General features: G+C 42.5%; 20 protein-coding genes and 4 pseudogenes. 10 read left to right on the top strand and 14 right to left on the bottom strand.

Annotation, left to right across the window (positions count from 1 at the left end; genetic code table 11):
• Nucleotides 1–70: 70 nt before the first annotated feature.
• The gene (locus tag LPB68_RS12390; RefSeq protein ID WP_082865809.1) at nt 71–961 is read left to right on the top strand and encodes a CPBP family intramembrane glutamic endopeptidase; all 891 of its coding nucleotides are present in this window, start codon (nt 71–73) and stop codon (nt 959–961) included.
• 362 nt (nt 962–1,323) lie between these two features.
• On the opposite strand, the pseudogene LPB68_RS23890 reads toward LPB68_RS12390, so the two are convergent.
• Together LPB68_RS23890 and LPB68_RS12380 are read right to left on the bottom strand one after the other, a co-directional pair.
• Nucleotides 1,324–1,760 (bottom strand): annotated as a pseudogene (locus LPB68_RS23890) (class I SAM-dependent methyltransferase); the annotation flags it as partial.
• A gap of 35 nt (nt 1,761–1,795) precedes the next feature.
• On the bottom strand, nt 1,796–2,377 hold the full coding sequence (locus LPB68_RS12380) for a sugar O-acetyltransferase (RefSeq protein WP_068660734.1): 582 nt from the start codon (nt 2,375–2,377) through the stop codon (nt 1,796–1,798).
• 416 nt (nt 2,378–2,793) lie between these two features.
• Between LPB68_RS12380 and LPB68_RS12375 the strand changes: the two genes are divergently transcribed.
• The 5 genes and pseudogenes from LPB68_RS12375 (at nt 2,794) to LPB68_RS12365 (ending at nt 5,924) form a co-directional block, all read left to right on the top strand.
• Complete coding sequence (locus LPB68_RS12375) at nt 2,794–3,684, top strand: LysR family transcriptional regulator (RefSeq protein ID WP_068660736.1); 891 nt, start codon at nt 2,794–2,796, stop codon at nt 3,682–3,684.
• Nucleotides 3,685–3,876: 192 nt separating this feature from the next.
• A pseudogene (locus LPB68_RS23885) lies at nt 3,877–4,104 on the top strand (response regulator); the annotation flags it as partial.
• Nucleotides 4,081–4,186, top strand: a pseudogene (locus LPB68_RS23880) (DNA-binding response regulator); the annotation flags it as partial. The pseudogenes LPB68_RS23885 and LPB68_RS23880, both read left to right, overlap by 24 nt.
• Complete coding sequence (locus tag LPB68_RS23875) at nt 4,159–4,512, top strand: winged helix-turn-helix domain-containing protein (protein ID WP_418303834.1); 354 nt, start codon at nt 4,159–4,161, stop codon at nt 4,510–4,512. The pseudogene LPB68_RS23880 and the gene LPB68_RS23875, both read left to right, overlap by 28 nt.
• A complete protein-coding gene (locus LPB68_RS12365; protein ID WP_068660741.1) occupies nt 4,509–5,924 on the top strand; it encodes a sensor histidine kinase in 1,416 nt (471 codons plus the stop codon). Before LPB68_RS23875 ends, LPB68_RS12365 begins: the two co-directional genes overlap by 4 nt.
• 132 nt (nt 5,925–6,056) lie before the next feature.
• Here LPB68_RS12365 and LPB68_RS12360 read toward each other — a convergent pair whose 3' ends face one another.
• From LPB68_RS12360 to LPB68_RS12350, 3 genes are all read right to left on the bottom strand, one after another.
• Nucleotides 6,057–7,538, bottom strand: a complete 1,482-nt coding sequence (locus LPB68_RS12360; RefSeq protein WP_068660743.1) for an S-layer homology domain-containing protein — start codon at nt 7,536–7,538, stop codon at nt 6,057–6,059.
• A gap of 656 nt (nt 7,539–8,194) precedes the next feature.
• Nucleotides 8,195–9,067, bottom strand: coding sequence for an AraC family transcriptional regulator (locus LPB68_RS12355; protein WP_068660745.1), 873 nt, complete (start codon nt 9,065–9,067; stop codon nt 8,195–8,197).
• 340 nt (nt 9,068–9,407) lie between these two features.
• Nucleotides 9,408–9,929, bottom strand: coding sequence for a TetR/AcrR family transcriptional regulator (locus tag LPB68_RS12350; RefSeq protein ID WP_082865811.1), 522 nt, complete (start codon nt 9,927–9,929; stop codon nt 9,408–9,410).
• Nucleotides 9,930–10,080: 151 nt separating this feature from the next.
• Here LPB68_RS12350 and LPB68_RS12345 point away from each other — a divergent pair, with 151 nt between their 5' ends.
• On the top strand, nt 10,081–10,836 hold the full coding sequence (locus LPB68_RS12345; protein WP_068660749.1) for an SDR family oxidoreductase: 756 nt from the start codon (nt 10,081–10,083) through the stop codon (nt 10,834–10,836).
• A 325-nt stretch (nt 10,837–11,161) separates the two neighbouring features.
• Here the strand turns inward: LPB68_RS12345 and LPB68_RS22315 are convergent, their stop codons facing one another.
• The 5 genes and pseudogenes from LPB68_RS22315 to LPB68_RS12320 form a co-directional block, all read right to left on the bottom strand.
• Complete coding sequence (locus LPB68_RS22315) at nt 11,162–11,488, bottom strand: redoxin domain-containing protein (RefSeq protein ID WP_068660751.1); 327 nt, start codon at nt 11,486–11,488, stop codon at nt 11,162–11,164.
• On the bottom strand, nt 11,485–11,643 hold the full coding sequence (locus LPB68_RS23620; protein WP_250637631.1) for a redoxin domain-containing protein: 159 nt from the start codon (nt 11,641–11,643) through the stop codon (nt 11,485–11,487). The genes LPB68_RS22315 and LPB68_RS23620 overlap by 4 nt, the downstream gene beginning before the upstream one ends.
• A 102-nt stretch (nt 11,644–11,745) precedes the next feature.
• Entirely contained in the window at nt 11,746–11,970 is a 225-nt protein-coding gene (locus LPB68_RS12330) for a sulfurtransferase TusA family protein (protein WP_068660754.1), read from the bottom strand.
• 15 nt (nt 11,971–11,985) lie between these two features.
• Nucleotides 11,986–13,027, bottom strand: a pseudogene (locus LPB68_RS12325) (YeeE/YedE family protein).
• Nucleotides 13,028–13,507: 480 nt separating this feature from the next.
• A complete protein-coding gene (locus LPB68_RS12320) occupies nt 13,508–14,014 on the bottom strand; it encodes a MerR family transcriptional regulator (RefSeq protein WP_068660756.1) in 507 nt (168 codons plus the stop codon).
• Between the two features lie 273 nt (nt 14,015–14,287).
• On the opposite strand from LPB68_RS12320, the gene LPB68_RS12315 reads away from it, so the two are divergent.
• The gene (locus tag LPB68_RS12315) at nt 14,288–15,145 is read left to right on the top strand and encodes an SDR family NAD(P)-dependent oxidoreductase (RefSeq protein WP_068660758.1); all 858 of its coding nucleotides are present in this window, start codon (nt 14,288–14,290) and stop codon (nt 15,143–15,145) included.
• Between the two features lie 179 nt (nt 15,146–15,324).
• Here the strand turns inward: LPB68_RS12315 and LPB68_RS23405 are convergent, their stop codons facing one another.
• Nucleotides 15,325–15,723 (bottom strand): transporter, encoded by a 399-nt coding sequence (locus LPB68_RS23405; protein ID WP_068660760.1) that lies wholly within the window; start codon nt 15,721–15,723, stop codon nt 15,325–15,327.
• A gap of 257 nt (nt 15,724–15,980) precedes the next feature.
• Nucleotides 15,981–17,180 (bottom strand): MFS transporter, encoded by a 1,200-nt coding sequence (locus tag LPB68_RS12305; protein WP_068660997.1) that lies wholly within the window; start codon nt 17,178–17,180, stop codon nt 15,981–15,983.
• 455 nt (nt 17,181–17,635) lie between these two features.
• On the opposite strand from LPB68_RS12305, the gene LPB68_RS12300 reads away from it, so the two are divergent.
• Together LPB68_RS12300 and LPB68_RS12295 are read left to right on the top strand one after the other, a co-directional pair.
• Nucleotides 17,636–18,055 (top strand): ester cyclase, encoded by a 420-nt coding sequence (locus LPB68_RS12300; protein WP_068660998.1) that lies wholly within the window; start codon nt 17,636–17,638, stop codon nt 18,053–18,055.
• Between the two features lie 104 nt (nt 18,056–18,159).
• On the top strand, nt 18,160–18,741 hold the full coding sequence (locus tag LPB68_RS12295; protein ID WP_068660762.1) for a TetR/AcrR family transcriptional regulator: 582 nt from the start codon (nt 18,160–18,162) through the stop codon (nt 18,739–18,741).
• Between the two features lie 577 nt (nt 18,742–19,318).
• Here LPB68_RS12295 and LPB68_RS12290 read toward each other — a convergent pair.
• Both LPB68_RS12290 and LPB68_RS12285 read right to left on the bottom strand, forming a co-directional pair.
• Complete coding sequence (locus tag LPB68_RS12290; RefSeq protein WP_068660764.1) at nt 19,319–20,722, bottom strand: extracellular solute-binding protein; 1,404 nt, start codon at nt 20,720–20,722, stop codon at nt 19,319–19,321.
• Between the two features lie 95 nt (nt 20,723–20,817).
• Entirely contained in the window at nt 20,818–21,663 is an 846-nt protein-coding gene (locus tag LPB68_RS12285) for a carbohydrate ABC transporter permease (protein WP_068660766.1), read from the bottom strand.
• Nucleotides 21,664–21,678 lie beyond the last annotated feature (15 nt).

The raw sequence follows: 21,678 nt of genomic DNA, 5'->3' as shown, positions 1-21,678 counted from the left end.
GCACTCTCTCTATATGACTTTTTCAGCCTATACTCATAACTATCAAGCGATAGAGGAGCTGAAGCAAGACATGAAGAAAATGACTGTATACAAAGAAAAGCAGCAAATTGGTGAGAAATTAAGTATATGGCGTTCAATAATGAGCTTTCCAATCATCTGGATGATTGTGGGGACGATCGGCATTATTCTCGTGGATGCACTATTTCGGCCATTAGCAGAGCAAACAGCGGGATTTGCCTCCCTTCTTTTAACACTAACGGCTGGGGTTGTGGCCATCATCATCTATTGGCTAACAATGAAATACATTGCCCGTCGATCAGTTCCTGAGATATCAAGAAAACGCGCAGGAATTGAAGCTGGCATGGGATTACTAATCGGAGCAATCTTTATGATCGTGTCTACTTTAATTATTGTTGCTGCAGGAGGTTATTCCCTTCAATGGGCGGGTGCTGCGGATGCAGGCTCAGTTATAATTCCTTCTATTACAGCAGCTCTAGGGGCAGCCATTGTTGAGGAACTTATCTTTCGCGGGCTTATGTTTCAAGCTATTCAGAAATTGGGGAACAGCTGGATTGCACTGGCTGTGACCTCACTATTCTTTGGAGTTGCCCATCTTGGAAATCCAGGAGCAACGCTATGGAGTGGGTTCGCTATCACCTTAGAAGCAGGGGTTCTACTCGGAGCCGCATTCTTGTGGCGACGGAACCTGTGGTTTGCCATGGGACTACATTTTTCCTGGAATGCAATTGAGGGTCTGCTTGGGATTCCCGTTTCTGGACACGCAGCAAGCGGTCTGTTTACTGTAAAGGTGAACGGTGCCGCACTCCTCACAGGTGGCGATTTTGGACTTGAGGGCTCTATTGTTCCGGTTGCGCTCAGTCTTCTGATCTCCATTCCTATGCTAATTGGGACTGCACGGAATCGAGGAGTTGGGGTTGGGAACCTTCCTGAATCAAAGTAAGCGGCAGACCTACTCCCTCTAAATAAATATCAGATCTAGAAATAAGTCGATAAGTTAAATTAAATGCTGCAGGCCCTTTTCCGCTTCGGAATGACCTGCAGCATTTAATTCAACTAGACCATGAATGAATGCAAACATCAAACAGTTTTCTACTATTTCAAATATCACAATTGCAGATGCATATAGATCAAGGTACTGCATAATTAGTTTAGCGGACAACAAGGATTCTGGAGGATATTCACCACAAATAGACTCACCTTCATCCTCCCCCTCGGGGGAAGTTTCCGTGACCCATGAGCGAGTAAGGCAAAAAAAATTCGCCCTACTTGTGATAAGGTTCACCGCGTAGTCTGTAACGGGATAGTTTTGGATTGAATATTCCTGTACCCTATTTTAGTCATAATGTCAGTTAGCTTTACTTGATTAAATCCATTATGAACTATATCTGAAACTACTTTTTCATTTTTATTAAAATCTACGATTAGTAAATGTCCTCCTTCATTTAGAACATCAAATAATCTAGATAAAACTAACTCAACATCATTAATATGGAGTAGAACCTGAGCCATAAAAATATAGTCAGCATGTAAATCCAATTGACCTACATTTTCAAAATCAAAGCATAATGTATCTACATTATTCCGACAAGACCAGTTCCATACCCAAAATCAATAGCATTCTTACTATTAGTGTCAACTAAATATTCTCGAATGACATCTGATGATTCCTTTGCAATTTGAATTCTTTCAGAAGTGTCATATATATTAGCTATCATTTCAAACTTATCCGTATTTCCCATGATTACCTCTCCAATCTGCCTTAATAAAACCAAAATCACTCAAAATTATTATTAATTTTTTTCAGCTCTTTTGCTGGTACTCCTGCAACGACAGTATTCTCTGGAACATCTTTAGTGACAACTGCTCCTGCCGCAACAACAGAGTTGTCCCCAATCGTCACGCCAGGCAGTATTGTTGCGTTTGACCCAATCCATACATTTTCGCCAATGATAACTGGAGAAGGGTAGGTTACATTTCTCGTTTCCAAAGGTAACCCATGATTAAGTGTAGCAATCGTGACATTCATACCAATCATTGTACCGTCTCCTACACTAATTCCACCTCTATCTTGGAAGGAACAACCTGTGTTGAGAAACACATTCTTTCCTATCATTATATTCTTCCCAAAGTCTGTATAAAAAGGCGGAAAACACATAAAAGAAGAATCAACCTTGTTTCCTGTTAGTTCACTAAAAATCTCCACTATTTCTTCTCTTGAATGATAGGATGTATTCAATTCCATTGTGGTCTTTTGAGCTTGATAACTACATTGAGTTAATAGTCCATGTAATTCTTTATCCTCACCCGAAATTGGATTGCCTTTCTTACAAAAATCTATAAAATCTTTCATGTCCATTTTTATTAATCACCCTAATTCGATTCATAAATTTTAAATTTCCTGAGTAGTTGGACGAATGATCATATCGCTAATTGTCATACGATCAGGAGTATCAATCGCAAAAACTACAGCTGACGCAATATCCTCTGGAGATAGTCCCCACTCTATTTGGGCTTTGTGAAGTTCTTCAGAAACTTTCTTATCACTAATTGTTTTATAAATTCTCCTTTAATAGTCATTTATAAATCCTCCTAAAAGGTTTTTTGTTAGCCCAATGATTTGCTTCCGAGTAAACAAAAAGCTCGTATCGAAAGCATTTTCTTAATAGTTTAACCTTTTCAATCACATCATAAATTGATACGATTCAAATATCTAATACTTATATCAAATACACTCTCATGCCTTTTGGGCATGCGTATAATAAGGAGACTGTTATGGAAATTCGAGTGTTACGCTATTTCATTGCTGTAGCGAATGAAGAGAATATTTCGGCTGCCGCAAAACAGCTACATTTGTCTCAACCTACATTATCAAGACAATTAAAAGACCTTGAAATAAATTTAGGAGCAGCTTTATTTGAAAGAGGAAATCGAAAAATCACTTTAACAGATAAAGGGCGATACTTATTTAAAAAAGCGAAAGAAATCGTTGAGTTAGTAGATAAAACCGAAGCTAATTTTAAAGAATCAAAAGAAATGATTAGCGGTGAAATTTACATTGGTGGTGGTGAAACAGAAGCTATGAATTTTATTGCCAGAGCATCAAAAGAATTACTTGAACATTATCCAAGTATTCGATTTCATTTATATAGTGGTAATGCTGACGATATTACTAGCAGGTTAGACAGTGGATTATTAGATTTTGGCATTGTCATAGAACCAACAGATAAACAAAAATACGATTACATAAAATTACCGGCTACTGATGTTTGGGGAGTTTTAATGCGCAAAGATAGTCCTTTAGCGTACAAGCAGTTCATTCAACCAATAGATTTAATAGATAAACCACTGTTGATTTCACGTCAAACTGCCGTCAGTAACGAATTCACAGGATGGTTTGGAAAGAATATTGAGGATTTCAATATTGTCGCAACCTATAATCTTCTTTACAATGCAGCACGAATGGTCGAAGGAAATATTGGATATGCATTATGCTTGGATAAACTTATTAATACCTCGGGAGATAGCAAGCTTTGCTTTAAACCTTTAAACCCCAAATTAGAGGCTAATTTAAATATTATCTGGAAAAAACATCAAGTATTTTCTAATGCTGCAAATAAATTTTTAGATCAGCTTCGAAATAATATCGGTAAGCTCCGATTGTAAGAAAGTGGCACACTTCCAATGTCTATTCGAATGATTGCATGTATAAAATATATATTTTTCTATTTATTATTGTTATGATTTGATTTGATCTTAAACAACATTGGTTTCAAGTCATTAAAGTAGGAGGACTGATTCACCATTAATCAGATCTTAATTGTAGATGATGAGCCTGAAATTCGGCAGTTAATCCGAATGCATTTAGAACAATCAGACTTATCAGTTATCGAAGTTGGGTCAGGACGACAAGCTATTCAATACTTACAGAATCATGCCATAGAATTAGTGATACTGGACCTCATGATGGAGGATGGCAACGGGTTTGAGGTGCTGCACTATTTACGTGAGATAAATGCTGGGCCATTAGTTATTGCCCTTAGTGCAAGGCGAGAAGTGCAAGACAAAATCTTAACACTCGGATTAGGTGCAGATGATTATGTCACTAAACCCTTTAGCCCGATGGAATTAGTTGCTCGCGTGCAAGCACAGTTAAGAAGACATCGCCCTCAATCTTCTTATCCTGCTAAGGTTCTGCGTTTAAATAAATTAGTGCTGGATATCGACAATTATGTTTTGCGAAATGATGGAAAGTCATTTCCTGTAACCCCAGTAGAATGCAAACTTTTAGCATTGTTCATGCAGAATCCAGACCGTGTTTTAACCAAAAGAGAAATTTACAAGCAAGTGTGGAATCATGAAAACTTTGATGGCAACAATTTGAGTGTTTTTATAAGCAAACTACGTAACATTCTTGAACCAACGGAGGGTTCCCCTCATTACCTTCATAGCATACGTGGAATCGGGTATAAGTTCTCAGGTGATGGACAATGAAGAATCAAACAAAGCTTTGGATGCTTATGCTCATTAGTGCAACCATCAGTATTCTTTTGTTTATTCCACTTAGCATTGTTATTGGGAATATAGGAAATCAGGGATATGATCTAAAAAGCCTGAACACCATCTCGCAAGAAATCCTCGATACGATTGAAGAACATCGAGCTTTTCATACCGCAGACATAACGCCAATACTAGATAATGCTCATAGAAACCATCCTGATATTCGTTTTGAGTGGATTGCAGCAGATGGATCGACCATTTATGATACCTTCGGGGAAAAGAAAAATTATAATTTTCAACAGCTTGCAGATCGTATGCTTCATATGCCCGAGACCCTATGGGGCATCGATGATCCGATTACGCTTACTTTTTCTATTAGCCAAGAGGATCAACCCTATTATCTACTCATGGGATTGTCCAGTGACGCCATGAAAGAAGGCCAATTTTATTTTTTCATGCGTACCTTTAAAGCCTTGTCTATTTTTATGTTACCGTTAATTGTTGCTTTCATAATTCCCTATCTATTATCTCTAAGGTTTTTCTCTTCTATGAACAGACGCATCAATAAGCTCAATCATGCTATGGGACAACTTAACCTCCAAAGTGAAATCACTGTACTAGAAGACACGAAAAAAGATGAAATTGGCCAACTTACTGCGCATTATAACGCTATGGCTCACCGTATCCAAAATCAAGCCGAACAAATCAAGCAATTTGATAACAGACGCAAGCTGCTAATGTCTAATCTTTCCCATGATCTACGAACCCCACTAACGATGATTTTAGGCTACGCAGAAACGATTCGCGCAGGACTGTATAAGGATGAGAAGGAGTTACAAGCCAGTGCCAAGGTTTTGCTGCAGCGCTCTCGGTATATGGATAAGTTATTGGATCAATTGTTAGATATTACTCGGCAGGATGAAGACAATTTAGAGATGTATGTTACCATGGATAATCTATCTGAAATAGTGAGGAAAATTGCTGCAGACTACCTGATGTTCTTAGAGGGGCAAAATTTCACTGTTGAAGTAAATATCCCTGACAAAGATATCGAAGCTTGGATTGATTCATCCCTAATCGAACGTGCATTGCGCAACCTGCTCGACAATGCGATCCGTTACGGATCAGAAGGCCATTATCTTGAGATCGGGCTTTTGGAAAAAGATGATGCGATATGCATGACGGTTATCGATAAAGGTCGTGGCATTCCTTTACAGAATCAAGAACATGTTTTTGAGCGGTTCTACCGTGTTGATAGCAGCAGAAAAGGCGAAGGACTTGGTATCGGATTATCCATTGTTAAAGAAATCATTATCGGCCATGGCGGATCAATTACCTTGACGAGTGTCCCTCATGAAAAGACAGTGTTCGAAATCCAGCTACCAAATCATCAACGTAAACAGTAGCACTCCATCACCACTATTTAAGATACGGTTCACCGAATCGCTCTTAATGCGAAAAAAGGACACCTGATTAGGTGCCCTCGATAAACGATTTTGTACACTAGTATTGCCCTGGAATTAAATATATCAGCGAATTTAATAATAAGTGTCGATATTTAAATCCGTTCGATTGAAAGTGAACCCCTCGACTACACTATTGATTCCCATGATTCTACTTGTACCCGAGATGTTAAAGGTAACTGTAGGAATTTCCTGCTCTCCAGGTAACGTTTGGAAACGTACAGAGGAGATCTTAGATGTCTTATCATTAGCAAGTTCATAAGCATACAACACATAGGAGGTATTCGCAGCTAATTCACTCAAGTATAAGTTCCCATTCGTTCCTTGCAATTCGACCGAACCATACACAATAGCATTCGTTCCTAATTTAATTCCGTCCAAGCTCGGAGCTAGGGAATCGGTAGGTAACACGGAGTAATACACGGTTCCAGTAACAGATCCTGTAACACGATAAGAAGCCGTCGTTTGCGTTATTACTCCGTTCACGTCATCGATTGTCAGCGTCACATCAGGCACTGGGGTCGGCGTTGGTGTTGATGGTGGCGTTGATGGCGTTGGCGATGGTGTATACGTGACTGCTGGCGGTATCACCGGTGGAACCGTTACCTTAATCGGTATTGGTTTACTCTTCTCATTATTCACCTCGTTATCGAATAATGTCTTCAAGCCGTCCACTACAATAACAGGTGTCTTAGAAGTATCCAGTTTAAAGCCTTCACGAAGCTTTATTATGATCGTCTTCTTGTCCTCGGACAACACAAAGCTATCTAGTTTCGGATCAAGCGGCACACTGTTAATCATAATCTTGGATAGATCAATGGAGTTTTGAGAGATCGCTACCGTCAGCATCAATTCAAGCTTATTCCCCGCAACAAAGTTCGCTCCCGACACTTCAAGGGGTTTAGCAGTTTCGAACTCTTTAGCACTTTCAAAGGAACCAGTAGCAAGTAACCCACGACTCGCCTGTGCTGTACCGCCAAATGTACCGCTTGGAGAGTTACCTAGCAACTTTTGCTCAAGAGCTAACTGGACATATCCTTGCGCCCAATCGGAAACGGTATTATCGCCAACACCTGGAGCCGACTGTGCTCGCGCCTCCTGACCTAAACCTCGAACGAGAAATGTAGCTAATTGCTCTTTAGTCACTTCCCCCGCAGGGTTAAATGCTCCGTCGCCTACGCCGTCCGTTATTCCTGCTGCCATGACAGCTTCAATATAAGGTAGCGCATAACCGGTTGCTGCATCATCTGCCTTTACATCAATGAAGGAAGATTTCTTTAGATCTTCATCAATCTTAAGGTCAAAAATAAGTGCTGCTACCTTCGCGAACTGAGCGCGATTCATGTTGTCATCCAGACCGAAACTACTATCAGAGACTCCTTCAAAGATTCCCGCAGAAAACATTGCATCTAATTTGGCCTTCGTTGCCGCATCCAAATCCTTCAAATCGCTGAAATCCGCCGAACTCTTCGCCTCACTTACACCGCCGCCAATCCATGCTGCGGATGTCAAACCCATTGTCAGCACCGTAAACCAAATTAATATTTTCTTGCTCATGCTCAAACCCCACCTGTCTTCCCAAATTTAAATACCTCTTGCTCTGTTCCCTCTTATGCTTCAATTCGTTAAACCTTATCAATTACTATTTTAAAGGAGAACTCAGCGCCATATCTTAATGAAATCTTAATGGATTGTGTACGAGAAAGTAGTGTGAAAGACTTCGATCAAAAAAATGGCACCCGAATTGAGTGCCGTTCACTGCTTATAATATAAAATCTTAGCTAACTGTTTAAACACGTTGTTTCATGCCCATCAAATAAAAAAATATCCTCGTTCTGAACTTCTGCGAGCACGGACATATAGAGCTGTTCGAACAAGTACATATGCCCAAACATGGTATTCGTACAATTGATACGAGTGTTCACGCATGGATGAATCCACTCTCCTTTATTCGTCGACGTTTGGCTGCCACTGTAGCAGCTTTGTCTCTATTGTATACCAGATTCAATTCTATCTATGTATAACGCCGAGATGCTCGGCGTGCAGCACTTAGGATCATAGAAGGGAAAAACAATTTTTATCATTGCCACATGATGCGGTGGAGATCCTGAATTTAGTTAAAAATGCATAGAAAAGCCCTCTCATGGTTAAAGAGGGGCACAGTTAATCAAATAGAAAACCGAGAAAACAACGGTAGTAGTAATCACCGCTTATTATTTTTTCAAAACCGGTATCCAAACCTCACTTCTGAAAGTTGGTGAAGATATATCCTTACTCTCATTCCATAAAATCTCTGGGCCTATTGCTAACTCATAATTAGCGGTAGGGAACCACTCAGAATAGATGCGTCCCCAGACATTTTGCAATGTATCGGGAAATGGCCCGACGGCTTCGAATACAGCCCATGTTGCTGCAGGGACATCTAGTTTTGTTAAATGTTCGGGGCATTCCTTGGTCGTAGCCACGCCAACATAATGGTCAAGCTCCCCCTCTTCTTCCATTCTCCCCTCAGAAAAATTCATCGATGCTTGAATCAGTCCCTGAGGTTCGACATTCGAGAGCTTTTTCAGCTGGTCGATGTCGTCGCTAGTTAAGCTTTTCCACATAGATACGATTTCCTGATTTACGCCATTAAATTGGATAGGCACCCTTCTCGTGATGCCTGCGATACAGAATGGCTCCTTTTCAATGATACGATAATTCATTGCACTTCCCCCTTGAATGGTTAATTGAAAGGTCAAGCGCGGATAGGCTTTTAATGATGGGCCATGCAACTTTACTGAAGACGGCGGAATACCATGCAAGCCTTGGAAAGCTCTAGAAAATGCGTCTGCTGAGCTATATCCGTATTTCACCGCCACATCCATAACTCTTAATTCTCCAGTTTGAAGCTCAAATGCCGCAGATGTTAGGCGTCTCCGGCGGATGTATTCCGATAGCGGGATGCCTGCAAGGAATGAGAACATTCTAGAAAAATGATATTCGGAACAACGAGCCAGCCTCGCCGCTTCCTTCAGGTCTATATCATCAGCAAGATTTTCTTCAATGTATTGTAGAGCCCTGTTCAGATTTGCAAGCAAATCCATTCGAATGACCTCCCTTCACTAACAATATAGCAAGTTTCGTCGGTATCCATCCGACAACTCTTGCACAGTTTTGCTGGGTTACCTAAGAGTAACTTGCCCCTACTTATGATAAGGTTCTCCGAATCGTTCTAACGGCGAAATTTATTTCTCTTTCGTTCGTCTCAGCTTGTGGAAAATACATGATCCACCAGTCATAGATGCCTCATCCCCATCCTAGACCCATGCGGCAGGTGGTATGCTCCCATTTGGTAGATAGATCAAATAATAAAACCTGTTTGCCATGAGGGAATCATATCAGCAAACACCCTTTACCTTCGCTGTACCCCACTAATTCGTACGACTAACCCTCAATTCCCGCTTCGATCAGCTTCCATACTGCTTCGAACTCCGATTTAAAATCCATATACTTCCAGTTGTCTGCATAAGCTGGCGCGGAAAAATAAGAAAAAGCTAGTAAAATAGCAGACAGCCGCCCAATGTCCTCAATGCCGCTCGCTTCCTTTAAGCTGCCCACCAAATCGCCGATGTGCCGAGTGAGTGCCGCCGGATTTCGATCAATATAGGCAGTATACAGCTTAAACATTTCAAGCTTGCTCTCATAAGCTTCGTATTTCGATTGACTTAATACCCATAGCCATTCGTGCACGATCTCCTTCTTAGACGAGTACTTGTCCGTGTCAAATGGAAAAAGCCGCGCCAGTTCATGGTCCAGCCAAGACAAGGAAAGCTCGGTCCATAACTCTTCCTTACCGGAAAAATACTTGTAGATCGCAGCGTGTGTCGTCCCCAATTCAGAACCGACTTTTGACAGATTGACTTTCTCCATCCCGTGTTCAACAACCATTCGATGTGCGGTTTCCAATATTAGTTCTCTGCTTAAAGTTTTCATGGTTTTATTATATAGATTGACATTGTAAGTTACAACTGTTGACTTTTGTAACTCTCCATTGTATGCTTAGGCCGTTCACAAGTTACAAAAATCAAAATTCGTAACTCAAAAAGGAGAGTCGTTTATGAAGCTTTCAAATCGTACAATCGTCGTTACAGGCGGCACATCGGGCATCGGTCTTGCATTCGCATTGGAATTGTTAAATCGCGGTAGTAAGGTCATCGTTATCGGACGGAATCAAGCAACCCTCGATCAAGTGACGAACAAACATAAAGGGCTCATTGGGCTGCAAGGCGACGTCTCCAATGCAAACTCGGTTCGCGAAATGGCCGCATTCATTCGTGACCGCTATCCAGAAGTCTCAATCCTATTCAACTCGGCAGGTATTATGCGCGCATTCGAATTAATGGATGAAAACCTCGACTTGGAGCGGACTACCGCAGAGGTTGAAACGAACTTAACCGGGACCATTTGGATGACGGAAGCGCTACTCCCACAATTGGCCCAACAAAACGAAGCCATGATCGTAACCGTAAGCTCCGGTCTTTCCTACGTTACTTCACCTGTTCATCCTGTTTATTCCGCTACAAAGGCGGGAGTGCATATGTTTACCGATGCGCTGCGAGTCCAACTCAAGAAATCGAAAAAAAATATTCACGTTATGGAACTTGTACCACCCCTCGTTGCGGAAACCAATCTTGCACCTGACAAGCAAAGCGGCGGTGGTATTCCCAATATGACCCTGGATACGCTCGTAAAGCATGGGATCCGAGGGATAGAGCAAAATAAAAAGAGGGTCGTTCCGGGCTTCTCCAAATTTTTGCGCTTTGCAGGGAAATACTTTCCTGATGTACTTTCGAATGCGATGGCGCGGAACTGAGGGGTTAATCTATAGCCCACATTTCTGCTGTTCAAACAAATAAAACATATATATAATCGGTCGGAACACATTTTTTAAGCGTAACCCCTTCTGCTAACAACACGACAGAAGGGGATTTCCTGCTAAACAGGAAATCCCCAGAGATGAAACAGATTATAAAAATCGTCATTTAATCATTCTTCACTTAAGTCAGCATAGCGACAGATGCAACTAGGTTTGTAACTACTTTTGCCCTACTTATGGTACGGTTCGGTGTATCAACTATAATGAAATTCTACCTAATCGCCGTACATACGGCTGCTCCGCCATTCAGAACAATCAATAATTACAGCTTTCTCAATTCATGCAGAATATTCATCGGATCGAAGCGCTGCATAAAGTCCGGATTCACGTAGGCCGAACGGATAATGCCGGATTCGTCGATCATAAAGGTGGAAGGAATCGGCAGTATCCCGCGGTTCGTCGCGTTGTATTCCATTAGATCCATGCCGATTGGTTTCATAATGTCTTGGATGTAAACTGGAACGTCATAAAGGATGTTATAGAAAGCGGCCACGAGACCGTTTGTGTCGCTAAGCACTTGGAAAGTCAGTTCTTCTTTCTCCCGTTGGGAAAGCGTATTGTCCGGGCTTTGCGGGCTGACCGCGATCAACTGCCCCCAAGGGCTTCGATTTCCGGCAGCAGCTTCTGATATGCCTTAAGTTGAGTGTTGCAAAACGGGCACCATCCGCACCGGTAGAAAGTCAGGATAACAGGTCCTTTGGACAGTTCATCATAAAGGTTAACCGTTTCTCCCAAAGCATTCATATGTGTAAAATCCTTGGCCTTCTGCCCCTCCTCCGTTATGCCCATTCTCGGGAAGCCCAATATAAAAAACTCACCCGCATTTCTACGGGTGAGTGATGAACATTATTTTTTCTTTACTGTAATCGTCCAAGAAGCTTCACCTAATTGTTCATACGTAACTACTTCGTGACCTTCTTCAGCTGCCCAGCGAGGAATTGATTCTGTACCTTGTGTGCAATCGAATTGTACTTCTAACTCATCACCCGAGTTTAATAGTTTCATTGCTTCTTTTGCTTCGATTAATGGAAATGGGCATACCATGCCCAACACTTCTAATGTCTTTTTCATGATAAAATCTCCTTTTTATGCATTTACAGCTATTGACGTTGCTGCGCGTTGTTTTGCTGGACGAACAAACACAAAGTAAGATGCTGTCCAAGTACCCAAAATCATAAACAATAATGCGATCCACCCTGACCATGTCATCATCGCAGTCATAACTAATCCATTACCGATTGAGCATCCGCCTGCTAAGCTGGCACCGAAGCCCATTAATATACCACCTGATGCACTACGTACGCACGTTTTCGCATCAGGTATACGTATGCGGAATTCGCCGCTCATTTTTGCACCAAATAATGAACCTAAGAAAATACCAAGTACTAAAAATACACCCCAATTGAGGAAATCAATATTCCCTGATACTAAGTATTGTAAAATGTTCGCCGATGGTGTTGTAATGCCTAATCCAAATATACGGCCAAGCTAATGTTGCAATCAACCCGATTAGAACTGCTGTAACAAATGGGTTCCAACGTTTTTCAAATAAAATATGCGCTAAACCTGTTTTCTTTGACTTTAATTGTGGAATTTTCACTTTTGGCTTTTTCAGCTCACGGTAAATAATAAACGCCACTAGAGCAACAAATGGAATCACTAAAAACCAAACGTTAATGCCGAATGTATCCGCTATGGAATCTGTTCCAACGACTGGCTCACGCACTGCTGTTGTAAAACTAGCTAATGGACCTGATTTCATTATAGCTGCCATTAACATATACATGGCTAACGCGATCCAGCTTCCGATTAACCCTTCACCTGCACGATACCAAGTTCCAGTCGCACAGCCGCCTGATAAAATAATTCCAATTCCGAAAATAAAAGCACCAATAACGACTGAAAATAATGGCAATTGACTTGCCGAATATTCAAATACACCAGCACCGATTAGAGCAAATACACCAACACTCTGCACAGCAATTGCAATAAGAAGGGCATAAAATATGCGATTGTCTTTCGCTATATACATATCTCGGAACCCACCAGTTAAGCAGAAACGACCGCGTTGCATCACAAATCCGAGTAAGGCACCACAGATAATACCTGTAATAATCATTTGTAACAAAACCTGTCCCTCCTTTAATCCCTAGTTTTTCGATATGAATATAATATAATGAATGCTTATCAATATTCAAGGACCTTTATTTGGTAAAATTGTTTAGGCCATGACGACATTCGCTGCCGTTAGCAGTTTCATATGACTGTGACAAGGATCGGCTGAAAACCTCCATATACGGGAAAAAGCCACCTTTGTGCCGACAGCTTCGTCTTAGATACAATAATTTTACATGCTATATAAATACGATATTTTCTCAAAAAATGCATTTACACAAAAATTTCGCCCTACTTGTGGTACGGTTCACCTTATACACTATAACGGCTAAATTAAGAGGCACCCATTAATGGGTGCCTCTTAATCTTCTAAACAATACACTATTAGACTGGTAAATTTTAAATACTTTCCTGAAGTCCTTGATCTTTCATTAGTTGTTGAATCCAACCGAAAGTGATCAGCCTTGCTGTACTCCCCCTTGTTATTACGAGCTTATCTTGCGGAAGACGATAACTTGCCCGCTTTGGCCGATACGGAAAAATAACTCATCTCAACGGTTGAGACAGATTTTTGTTTCGGTTCTTCCATCATTTTCTCTGACACACCGACCTGACTTTCATCCGAGCAATCCCGTCGGTATCTCCCCTCCTCCAACTTCATGTCAATAAAATCGACGACCTGCTGCAACGAGGCTATTTGGCTGACGATATCTTCCCGGTGGCTCCTTAAGTGTTCCACCAGTTCGGGATATTCCGCGGGATCGGCATCGGCGGAAACCGCCAAAAAAGGCCGAATTTCCTCTAGCGGCATTCCCGTTTTTTTCAGGCAAGATATCAGCAGAATCGTATTGATGTTCTCCTGCCGGTAGACGCGATGCCCGTTATCCTTCCGGTCAGCACGGGGCAGCAGCGCGATTTTTTCGTAATAACGGATCGTATCCTCGGAAATTCCGGTTTGCACAGCGGTTTGCTTTATCGTAAAAGTTTGCTCTTCCTTCATCCTGTTCCCTCCCGGAAATTGTTTTTTTGTGCATTATACATCTTGGTACTGGCTCCAAGTCAAGTCTCTTATCCTTACAAGTAGAACCGGCAATGCCGTCCTTTCTTCAAAGACGGCACCCGTTCCAGGGGAAATATAAGGAATAGAGTATCCAGTGAAACTCATATTTTCTTATATTTGAACAAAACTTTTTTCGACCCTTGACTTGGAGTCGACTCCAAGTTATAGAATATGCGCTATCAGGTATATGCCAATATTAGGAGGAGACGTACTTTGAACAAGAACCAACGTGAAAATATAGCATTGATTACGGGCGCAAGCGCTGGGATTGGGTTGGAATTAACCCGCAAATTGCTGTCGGAGGACTGGCAGGTGATTGCTTTGAACCGTTCCGACTTTCCGACGGACGATTTGAGAATCCAAGAAGCCGTCAAGAGTGGGTGGCTTCGAATTTATAAAACGGCTGATCTTACCGATTATGCCAGCCTGAGACGGCCTTTGGAAGAGATAAAAGAAAAGGAACAGCGGATCGATATTTTGTTCAACAACGCCGGCGGGTCCTTTTCTGAGCTAAGCTATTCGAAACAAGGACGCGAAAAGCATTATGAGCTATTGACGGTCGTTCCGTATATCATTCTCATGGAATTGAAGGAACTCATAATAAGTGGTCGCTTAAAAACGGTGATCAATACCTCATCTTCAGCGCTAAAATTTACGAAAGAGTTTAATATTGAAATTCTAGAGCAACCCAAAACCTTCCGCAAATTGCTTGGTCCTTACGCCACTTCAAAGCTAGCGCTATCGCTGTGGACTCAGGCCATCGCGTCGCAACTTGCCAAGGACGACATCAAGATCCGCAGTGTTGACCCGGGTAGCAATAATACGTTAAGAAAAGGGAAAAAATCTGGACTGCCCATATTTGTTAAACCGTTGATGAAGTTATTTTTCTCACCTCCTACCCATGGCGCGGGCAAGCTGTATGAGGGTGCTCTCGGGGAATACCGTAATGAGACCGGCGTATTTTTACTGAAAGGTCAGGTTACGGAAATAAAATTTAAAGATCAAGCGCGGAACGTTTTGGAAAGGATTAATATGATTTACGAGCACGAATTTTTACAACGTATTTTTTAACCTTACGACTGTAGCGGCTGAGCGGAGTTGAAGGGCCATTCCAGTAACCGTTTTCAACTCTTTTTTCATTCCTGCATTAACACGGTCTATAATCGTTGATCTTTCGTGACGTGCGGCCAACACAAAAAGTCGCATAACAAAGAGAACAGCCAGCAGGCTATTCTCTTTCTCTGTCTGCCTTAGAAGCAGGTGAACGAGCGAATCCGATTCAAATCAATGCCGAAGTACGCCCAGAAGAAACCGAACCATCTGAACCCTGCAATAGAATTACGCCCGACGAATACCGGGAAAAACCAGAATTGCTCGCCGTTGTTCAGCCAAATGTATGTGTTGCGGAACAGGCAGTGTCTGATCCCCCCGGGGTCGATGGCAAATGTGGTAGCCGACATTTGCGGTACAAATTGCGGTGGAGGAGCCGTCGGCGCTTGAACGCCTCCCGGTGCTCCCCCCGGAAATTGTCCGGGAGATCCACCTGGAAACCCTGGTCCTCCTGATCCTCCTGATCCTCCCGGCACGCCAGGTCCTCCCGGGAAACCTGGAAATCCTCCGCCGGCTCCCGGCGCTGGAAAAAATCCCATATGTGATCGCTCCTTTCAATGAGTAGGCATAATCATCATATGATATGCATTCGCGGAGAAAGTGCTTGGGCGCATTGGAGCGCCTCCTTCCATTAGACATTAAATATGAACACTTGTGTATTCATTTATATCATATCTGTTTATTTTCTAAATATTTACACATGGCCAAAGAATGAACCGTTCTAAGATAGACTTCATTCAAAAGCAATTAAACCAAGTAGTGAATAATTGTTTTATTTTAAAGCGGTAACCGTAAGTCATCGGGTCATCGCCCAAAACAGAAGGGCTAAAGCGCTAACAGAGGCACCTAACAAACATACCCCGTTCCAGCCAAAATATGCGTATATATAGGTCGAAGTAATTGAACCAGTAGCACTGCCAATGGAGTAGAAAACCATGTAACCGGCGGTGAGCCGACTGCGCGCCTCAGGACGTAAAGTTAGGATCATACTTTGATTGGTGACATGCACGGCTTGCACCGCTAAGTCAAGGAGGACAATGCCAACGACCAATGCGAGAAGCGAGTGTTCGGTATAGCCGATTAATAACCATGATATCAACAATAGGATCAATGCTACGCCTGTCGTTCTCTGTCCTAAACCCCGATCGGCTAGCCGCCCCGCTCGTGCTGCCGCTAATGCTCCGGCCACTCCCGCAAGACCAAAAGCTCCAATTGCAGTATGAGAAAGAGATAACGGCGGTGCGCTAAGAGGTAGGACTAGTGAAGTCCACAGAATACTGAAGGAAGTAAAAATCAGCAGACACAGTGTAGCCCGGATGCGCAATATCCGTTCTTGTGCGAACAGCAAGAGCAACGACTTAAGTAGCTGCGGATAGGACAGCAGTTCCTTCTCACGCTCAAAATTTGGCAACGCCCGAAATAATGCACAAACCATAAGAAGCATCAACGCGGCAGAGACCAGATAGACTGAACGCCAACCAGCAAGATCCGTTAATATTCCTGCAATGGATCTCGCAAGAAGTATGCCGATCACGACTCCGCTTGTTACCAATCCGAGTACACGCCCACGTTCAGCCGGGGCAGCCATCATCGCTGCAAAAGCCACTAGCGTCTGTGTCACAACGGCAAGTAGTCCTATCACAGCCATGCCTGCAAAAAGTACCGTGCTGGAGGAGGCAGTGCCAACTATTAATAGAGCTATCACGGATAATAGCATCTGACCGATGATCAGCCGACGCTGATTCAGCAAGTCCCCAAGTGGCACTAGCAACAACAGCCCCAATGCATAAAAAATCTGAGTAATAGTAATGACAATGCCAATGGTTGAATAATCAATACCGAACTCTCTTGACAGAGTGTCAAGTAACGGTTGAGCGAAATAGATGTTGGCAACAGATATCCCGCAGGCAACTGCAAACAATAGTGTCACATATCGAGATATGGAAGAAACGGGAGCTGAATCGGATGGGATACCCTGTACCGGATTCGCTTCTATATCAGCATTGACTGCTACTTTTTCTTTGATCTTGTCCAATCTTTACACACCTCGTCTTCTTTAATTTTATTTGCATATTGAGAATTATAAAATACTGATCGGTATAATATAGTTTTTAATGAATGTAACTCGTGAAAACTCTTTCTGTCAAGATAATTTAGACAAATTCGTTTGGATATATCTAATTACGAACCCTTTTTGTTGTTATAATAAAGGATTGAATCTTTATAAAAGTAACAAGCATTTGACAAGGATAACTTCAAATAATAGAATAATAAAGTACTGATCGGTATTTTATGTATGGGAGGTTGTACATGGTACTGCAACGGCAATTTTATAAGGAGAGGGCGTTATCCACAATGAAGCTACCATCTGAGAAAAAGGGGCACAGAGAGACATCATTGAGCGTTTCGACATCTCCAAGAGTTACACAACGATTGCAAAACCATTCATCACTGACAAACGAACAAGTTATAAAGAAATTTATTGAAGTTGTCAGATCTGGATACGATCCCGGACAAGCAGAGTTATTTATGGCAAATGAGATAACCGCGCATCAAATGAATTCAGAAAATAGGATGTCTATAATACGAACTCCAAAGAATTATGCAGATCATGTAAAAGAAATGAAAGAATACTTCGGGGATTATATGATAGAAATTGAAGAGATAATATCACAAAACCAAAAAGTATATATCAGATGGAAGCAGACAGGGAAACACATTGGTGAATATGAGGGCTATCTGCCAACTGGTAAAGAGGTTGTTGAAATAGCTAGTGCTGTATACCGATTAGAGAATCAAAAAATAGTGGAATATTGGATTGAAATAGACAGATTCGGATTGATTGAACAACTAAAAAAGAATCAAAAATGATTTTATAACTTCAGTGCTTGATAAATTCCACAGAAGCATTGAACGTGCTATGAGATGAGATCGGAATGATAAAAATCTGCATGATATGAAAAGAGGTATTGGATATGGCACGAACCCGTGAATTTGACGTTGAAAAAGCATTAGATGCAGCTATGCAACTATTTTGGGAGAAGGGATATGAATCTACCTCATTAAGTGATTTAACTTCCAGAATGGGAATTCAACGACCAAGTATATATTCAGCTTTTGGAGACAAAAAGGAATTGTTCGAAGCTGCGCTTCGCAAATATACGAAGCTCCATGCTTCCTATGTCCGAAACAGACTTCAAAACAATCCATCTGCAAAAGAAGCATTTCGCGCCTTTTTCGAAGGTGTAGTTGCAGACGAGTATAAAGAGAGTTCCAGCCGAGGATGTTTTTGCATCAATACGATGGTCGAACTTGCGCCTCATGATGAAAAGTTTGAAATCCTTACAAGGGAACATCAGATGTACCTTTCGGTCATATTCCAGGAAACAATTGAACGAGGTATACAATCAGGTGAATTTGAAATCGGAGTGAACGCCAAGGCTTGTGCACAGGCACTTGTTGTATCATTAATTGGACTAACCGTGATGATGAAGTCTCGTCCGGAACGATCATTTGTTGATAATACTCTAGAAGTGATACTTACATTGCTTAAGTAATTTGAATATTTCGGTGCCAGAAAGCCATGATGTTATTGTGTAGAATCACTTTAGATATTGCCATAAAAAACTTTATTGGGAGTAGTCTCACTTACGAACTGGCAGTTTAATGCAACTGTTATGAAATATTTTATTAAACACTTAACACCCTTAACTTCGAGAGGGCATTTTTAGTTAAGGATATCCAATTTTACCTTTGTGCATCGGCGGGACTCGATTTACTCCAGTACGTTGTCAAGATTACTCCAGCTAATTGAACAGGCATAGACATTCATAGAATACTGGAACTTGATTACATTCTGCCGCAAAGCTTGTCATTATTCGTAATAAGAAGGCCCGTATTAGCTGCAACCAAGCTAATCGGGCCTCTTCTTCTATTCCATGCACTACTTCTACTCAACTCAGCCTCCTTCCGTGTCGTTACGCTCTTCTCACCGAAAAATTTCGCCCTACTTATGATACGGTTCAGCGTAACATCGATAGTGCGAAATGAAGGACACCCTGATTGGGCGTCCTTCACAATCGAACTAGGGGGTATGAGGCCGGGCCAGACTTCTATATAGCTTACATCACAGCATTATTGCTGATCAGCCAACCATTTGGTACCTTCTTCCTGGGCCTTCTTCATTCCTTCGGCCGCACTTAGTTCATCTAACAGGACACGTTCCACATTTTCTGACAGAATATAGCGCGGTTGACCGGAGCGATATGGATAACGAGGTGTCCACAGCTGGCTCATTTGCTTCAGAATAATATCCATTTGTCCAATCTCCTGCACAGAAGGCCATTCCTCAGCTGCCTTGATGACCGGCATACTCTGCGAACGCTGTTCTTCCCACATATATTGCTGGAAGAACTCGCTGCCGCTGAATTTCAACCATTCCCAAGCCAGGTCTTTATTGCTGCTGGATGCTCCGATTGCGAACGGACTTCCGGCGAACATGCCGCCCATACCTGTTGTCTGATTTTTGAACAGCAAGGCTGCCTGGTAGCGGTCTTCCAGCCTAAAATTGGCCAGACTATTGATGAATCCCGGAGATTCACGCAAGTTGATCGCAATGTTGTTTTTTTCCGTCAGGAAATTTTCTGCGCCTTGTCCGGCCATTATGCCCTCTGGAGCATACTTGAGCACTTCTTTCATCAAATCCATCGATTGCACCATGGTCTTGCTATCGAAGTCCAGCTTCATATCCTTCCACAAGAACCCGTTGCCCCATTGTCCACCCAGCGATTCATTAATATTCATCACAGTATCGGCAGCATCGGCTCCCTTGAAGGTCAGACCATAGTTCTGTTCGCCCGTCTTGGGGTTTTTGCCTGTCATCTTGGCGGCTTTCTCCAGGACTTCCTCGATCGTCGGAGACTCGGAGAGATATTCCAAGCCCCAATCATCGAACAATTGACGGTCGTATACAATTACCCGCGCATCACCGATAAAGGGCAGGCCATAAATCTGCAACTCCTGATCATCCGGTCCCAAGGCCTTCCAGCCATCCACCTGCCCAGCCAGATAGCTTCCCAGATCATAACTGTCTTTATCGATGTATGGCTGCAACGGCTCCAGCAGTCCTTGCTCGACAAGAGCGGCAATCCCCGGCACCTGATATACATCGGCTGCTCCGGACTGAAGCATAGTTTGAGTCTTCTCGTTATAGTTATCCCAGCCCATAAGTACAAACTCGACTTCTGTGTTAGGATACTGCTTCTCAAACTCCTCTTTCAGCACCTTAACACCCTTGGAGGTTTTGCCTGAGACTGGATCGGTCTTATCCTCCAGCGAGAAATCGCCTACAAGCTGCACTTTCAGTTTTCCTGTCGGCGCTTCATTCGTCACCGCTGCATTACTGGTGCTTTCAGTTGCTGCCGGCTCACTGTTGGTCTTCACTGCCCCGTTCGAATTACCGTTTGTCCCACATGCACTTAGAATCATAGTGGATGCCAGCAGCGTTCCTATCAACTTCAAAGTCAATTTATTAAACATGATTAGCTCTCCCAACTCCAATATATTTTTTATAAATTGCCACTTACCTGCTTACCATTCCCGCCTCTTTAAGGTGACCTAGTAATCTTCGGCTATCACTCTCCCTTCAAGCCGCTAAGGGCAATACTGCGAATAATATATTTTTGTAAAAATAGAAATACAATCACGATCGGCAGAATACTCATTGCCGCTGTAGCCATCGTAACCCCCACCCACCGGCTACCATTCTCTGAAGAGAAGCTGGACAGAAATAACGGTACGGTCTTCATATCCTGATCGTTGATGACAACGAGCGGCCACAGGAAGGAATTCCAACTGTCCTGGAAGGCCAGGATCGCCAGCGTTGCTGTAATCGGCCCGCTCAGGGGAGCAAAAATACGGAAAAAGATCGTGAACTCATTGGCTCCATCAATTTTTGCTGATTCACGCAACCCTTCAGGAAGACGGTCAAAATACTGCTTCACCAGCACAATGCCAAGCGCATTAATAATAGCAGGAAATATCAGAGGGTATTTCGTATTAATCATCCCGAGATCATTGAACATACTGAACATCGGAATCAGTCTGGCCTCGAACGGAATCATCATGGTAGCCAGGACTGCGAAGAATAGTAATTTCTTGCCTCTGAATTCCCCCCTGGAGAAGGCATATCCGGCCAGCAGGGCTGAAGACACGCTGAGTATGACACTGAACAATGAGATGATTGCTGAATTGGCATAGGTCTTGAACAGAACCCCATTCTCGAATACCAGCTTATAATTGAAGAAGGAAAACTGTTCAGGAATTAGCCGCGGTGGGAACGGAACGGCTATGTTGCTGGTTCTTTCCAAGCTGACGCTTATCATCCAGAGAAAGGGGTACAACATCAGCACACCCAATCCAAGCAGGAGCAGGAACAGCACTCCGCTAATCAATTTCCCTTTTCCTGTTGCGCTCAACATGTTACTAGTCTCCTC

The sequence above is a fragment of the Paenibacillus crassostreae genome, assembly GCF_001857945.1.
Classification (GTDB): domain Bacteria; phylum Bacillota; class Bacilli; order Paenibacillales; family Paenibacillaceae; genus Paenibacillus_AQ; species Paenibacillus_AQ crassostreae.
This window is presented reverse-complemented; position numbering and strand designations above follow the sequence as displayed.

Bases quoted from the DNA above. Each gene is read 5' to 3' on its own strand.
- LPB68_RS12320 (WP_068660756.1), bottom strand. From the start codon at position 14,014: ATGAAGGAAGAGCAAACTTTTACGATAAAGCAAACCGCTGTGCAAACC.
- LPB68_RS12290 (WP_068660764.1), bottom strand. From the start codon at position 20,722: ATGTTTAATAAATTGACTTTGAAGTTGATAGGAACGCTGCTGGCATCC.
- LPB68_RS12365 (WP_068660741.1), top strand. From the start codon at position 4,509: ATGAAGAATCAAACAAAGCTTTGGATGCTTATGCTCATTAGTGCAACC.
- LPB68_RS12390 (WP_082865809.1), top strand. From the start codon at position 71: ATGAAGAAAATGACTGTATACAAAGAAAAGCAGCAAATTGGTGAGAAA.
- LPB68_RS23620 (WP_250637631.1), bottom strand. From the start codon at position 11,643: ATGAATGCTTTGGGAGAAACGGTTAACCTTTATGATGAACTGTCCAAA.
- LPB68_RS12375 (WP_068660736.1), top strand. From the start codon at position 2,794: ATGGAAATTCGAGTGTTACGCTATTTCATTGCTGTAGCGAATGAAGAG.
- LPB68_RS12295 (WP_068660762.1), top strand. From the start codon at position 18,160: ATGGCACGAACCCGTGAATTTGACGTTGAAAAAGCATTAGATGCAGCT.
- LPB68_RS12345 (WP_068660749.1), top strand. From the start codon at position 10,081: ATGAAGCTTTCAAATCGTACAATCGTCGTTACAGGCGGCACATCGGGC.
- LPB68_RS12330 (WP_068660754.1), bottom strand. From the start codon at position 11,970: ATGAAAAAGACATTAGAAGTGTTGGGCATGGTATGCCCATTTCCATTA.
- LPB68_RS12380 (WP_068660734.1), bottom strand. From the start codon at position 2,377: ATGGACATGAAAGATTTTATAGATTTTTGTAAGAAAGGCAATCCAATT.
- LPB68_RS12285 (WP_068660766.1), bottom strand. From the start codon at position 21,663: ATGTTGAGCGCAACAGGAAAAGGGAAATTGATTAGCGGAGTGCTGTTC.
- LPB68_RS12360 (WP_068660743.1), bottom strand. From the start codon at position 7,538: ATGAGCAAGAAAATATTAATTTGGTTTACGGTGCTGACAATGGGTTTG.
- LPB68_RS12355 (WP_068660745.1), bottom strand. From the start codon at position 9,067: ATGGATTTGCTTGCAAATCTGAACAGGGCTCTACAATACATTGAAGAA.
- LPB68_RS23405 (WP_068660760.1), bottom strand. From the start codon at position 15,723: ATGGGATTTTTTCCAGCGCCGGGAGCCGGCGGAGGATTTCCAGGTTTC.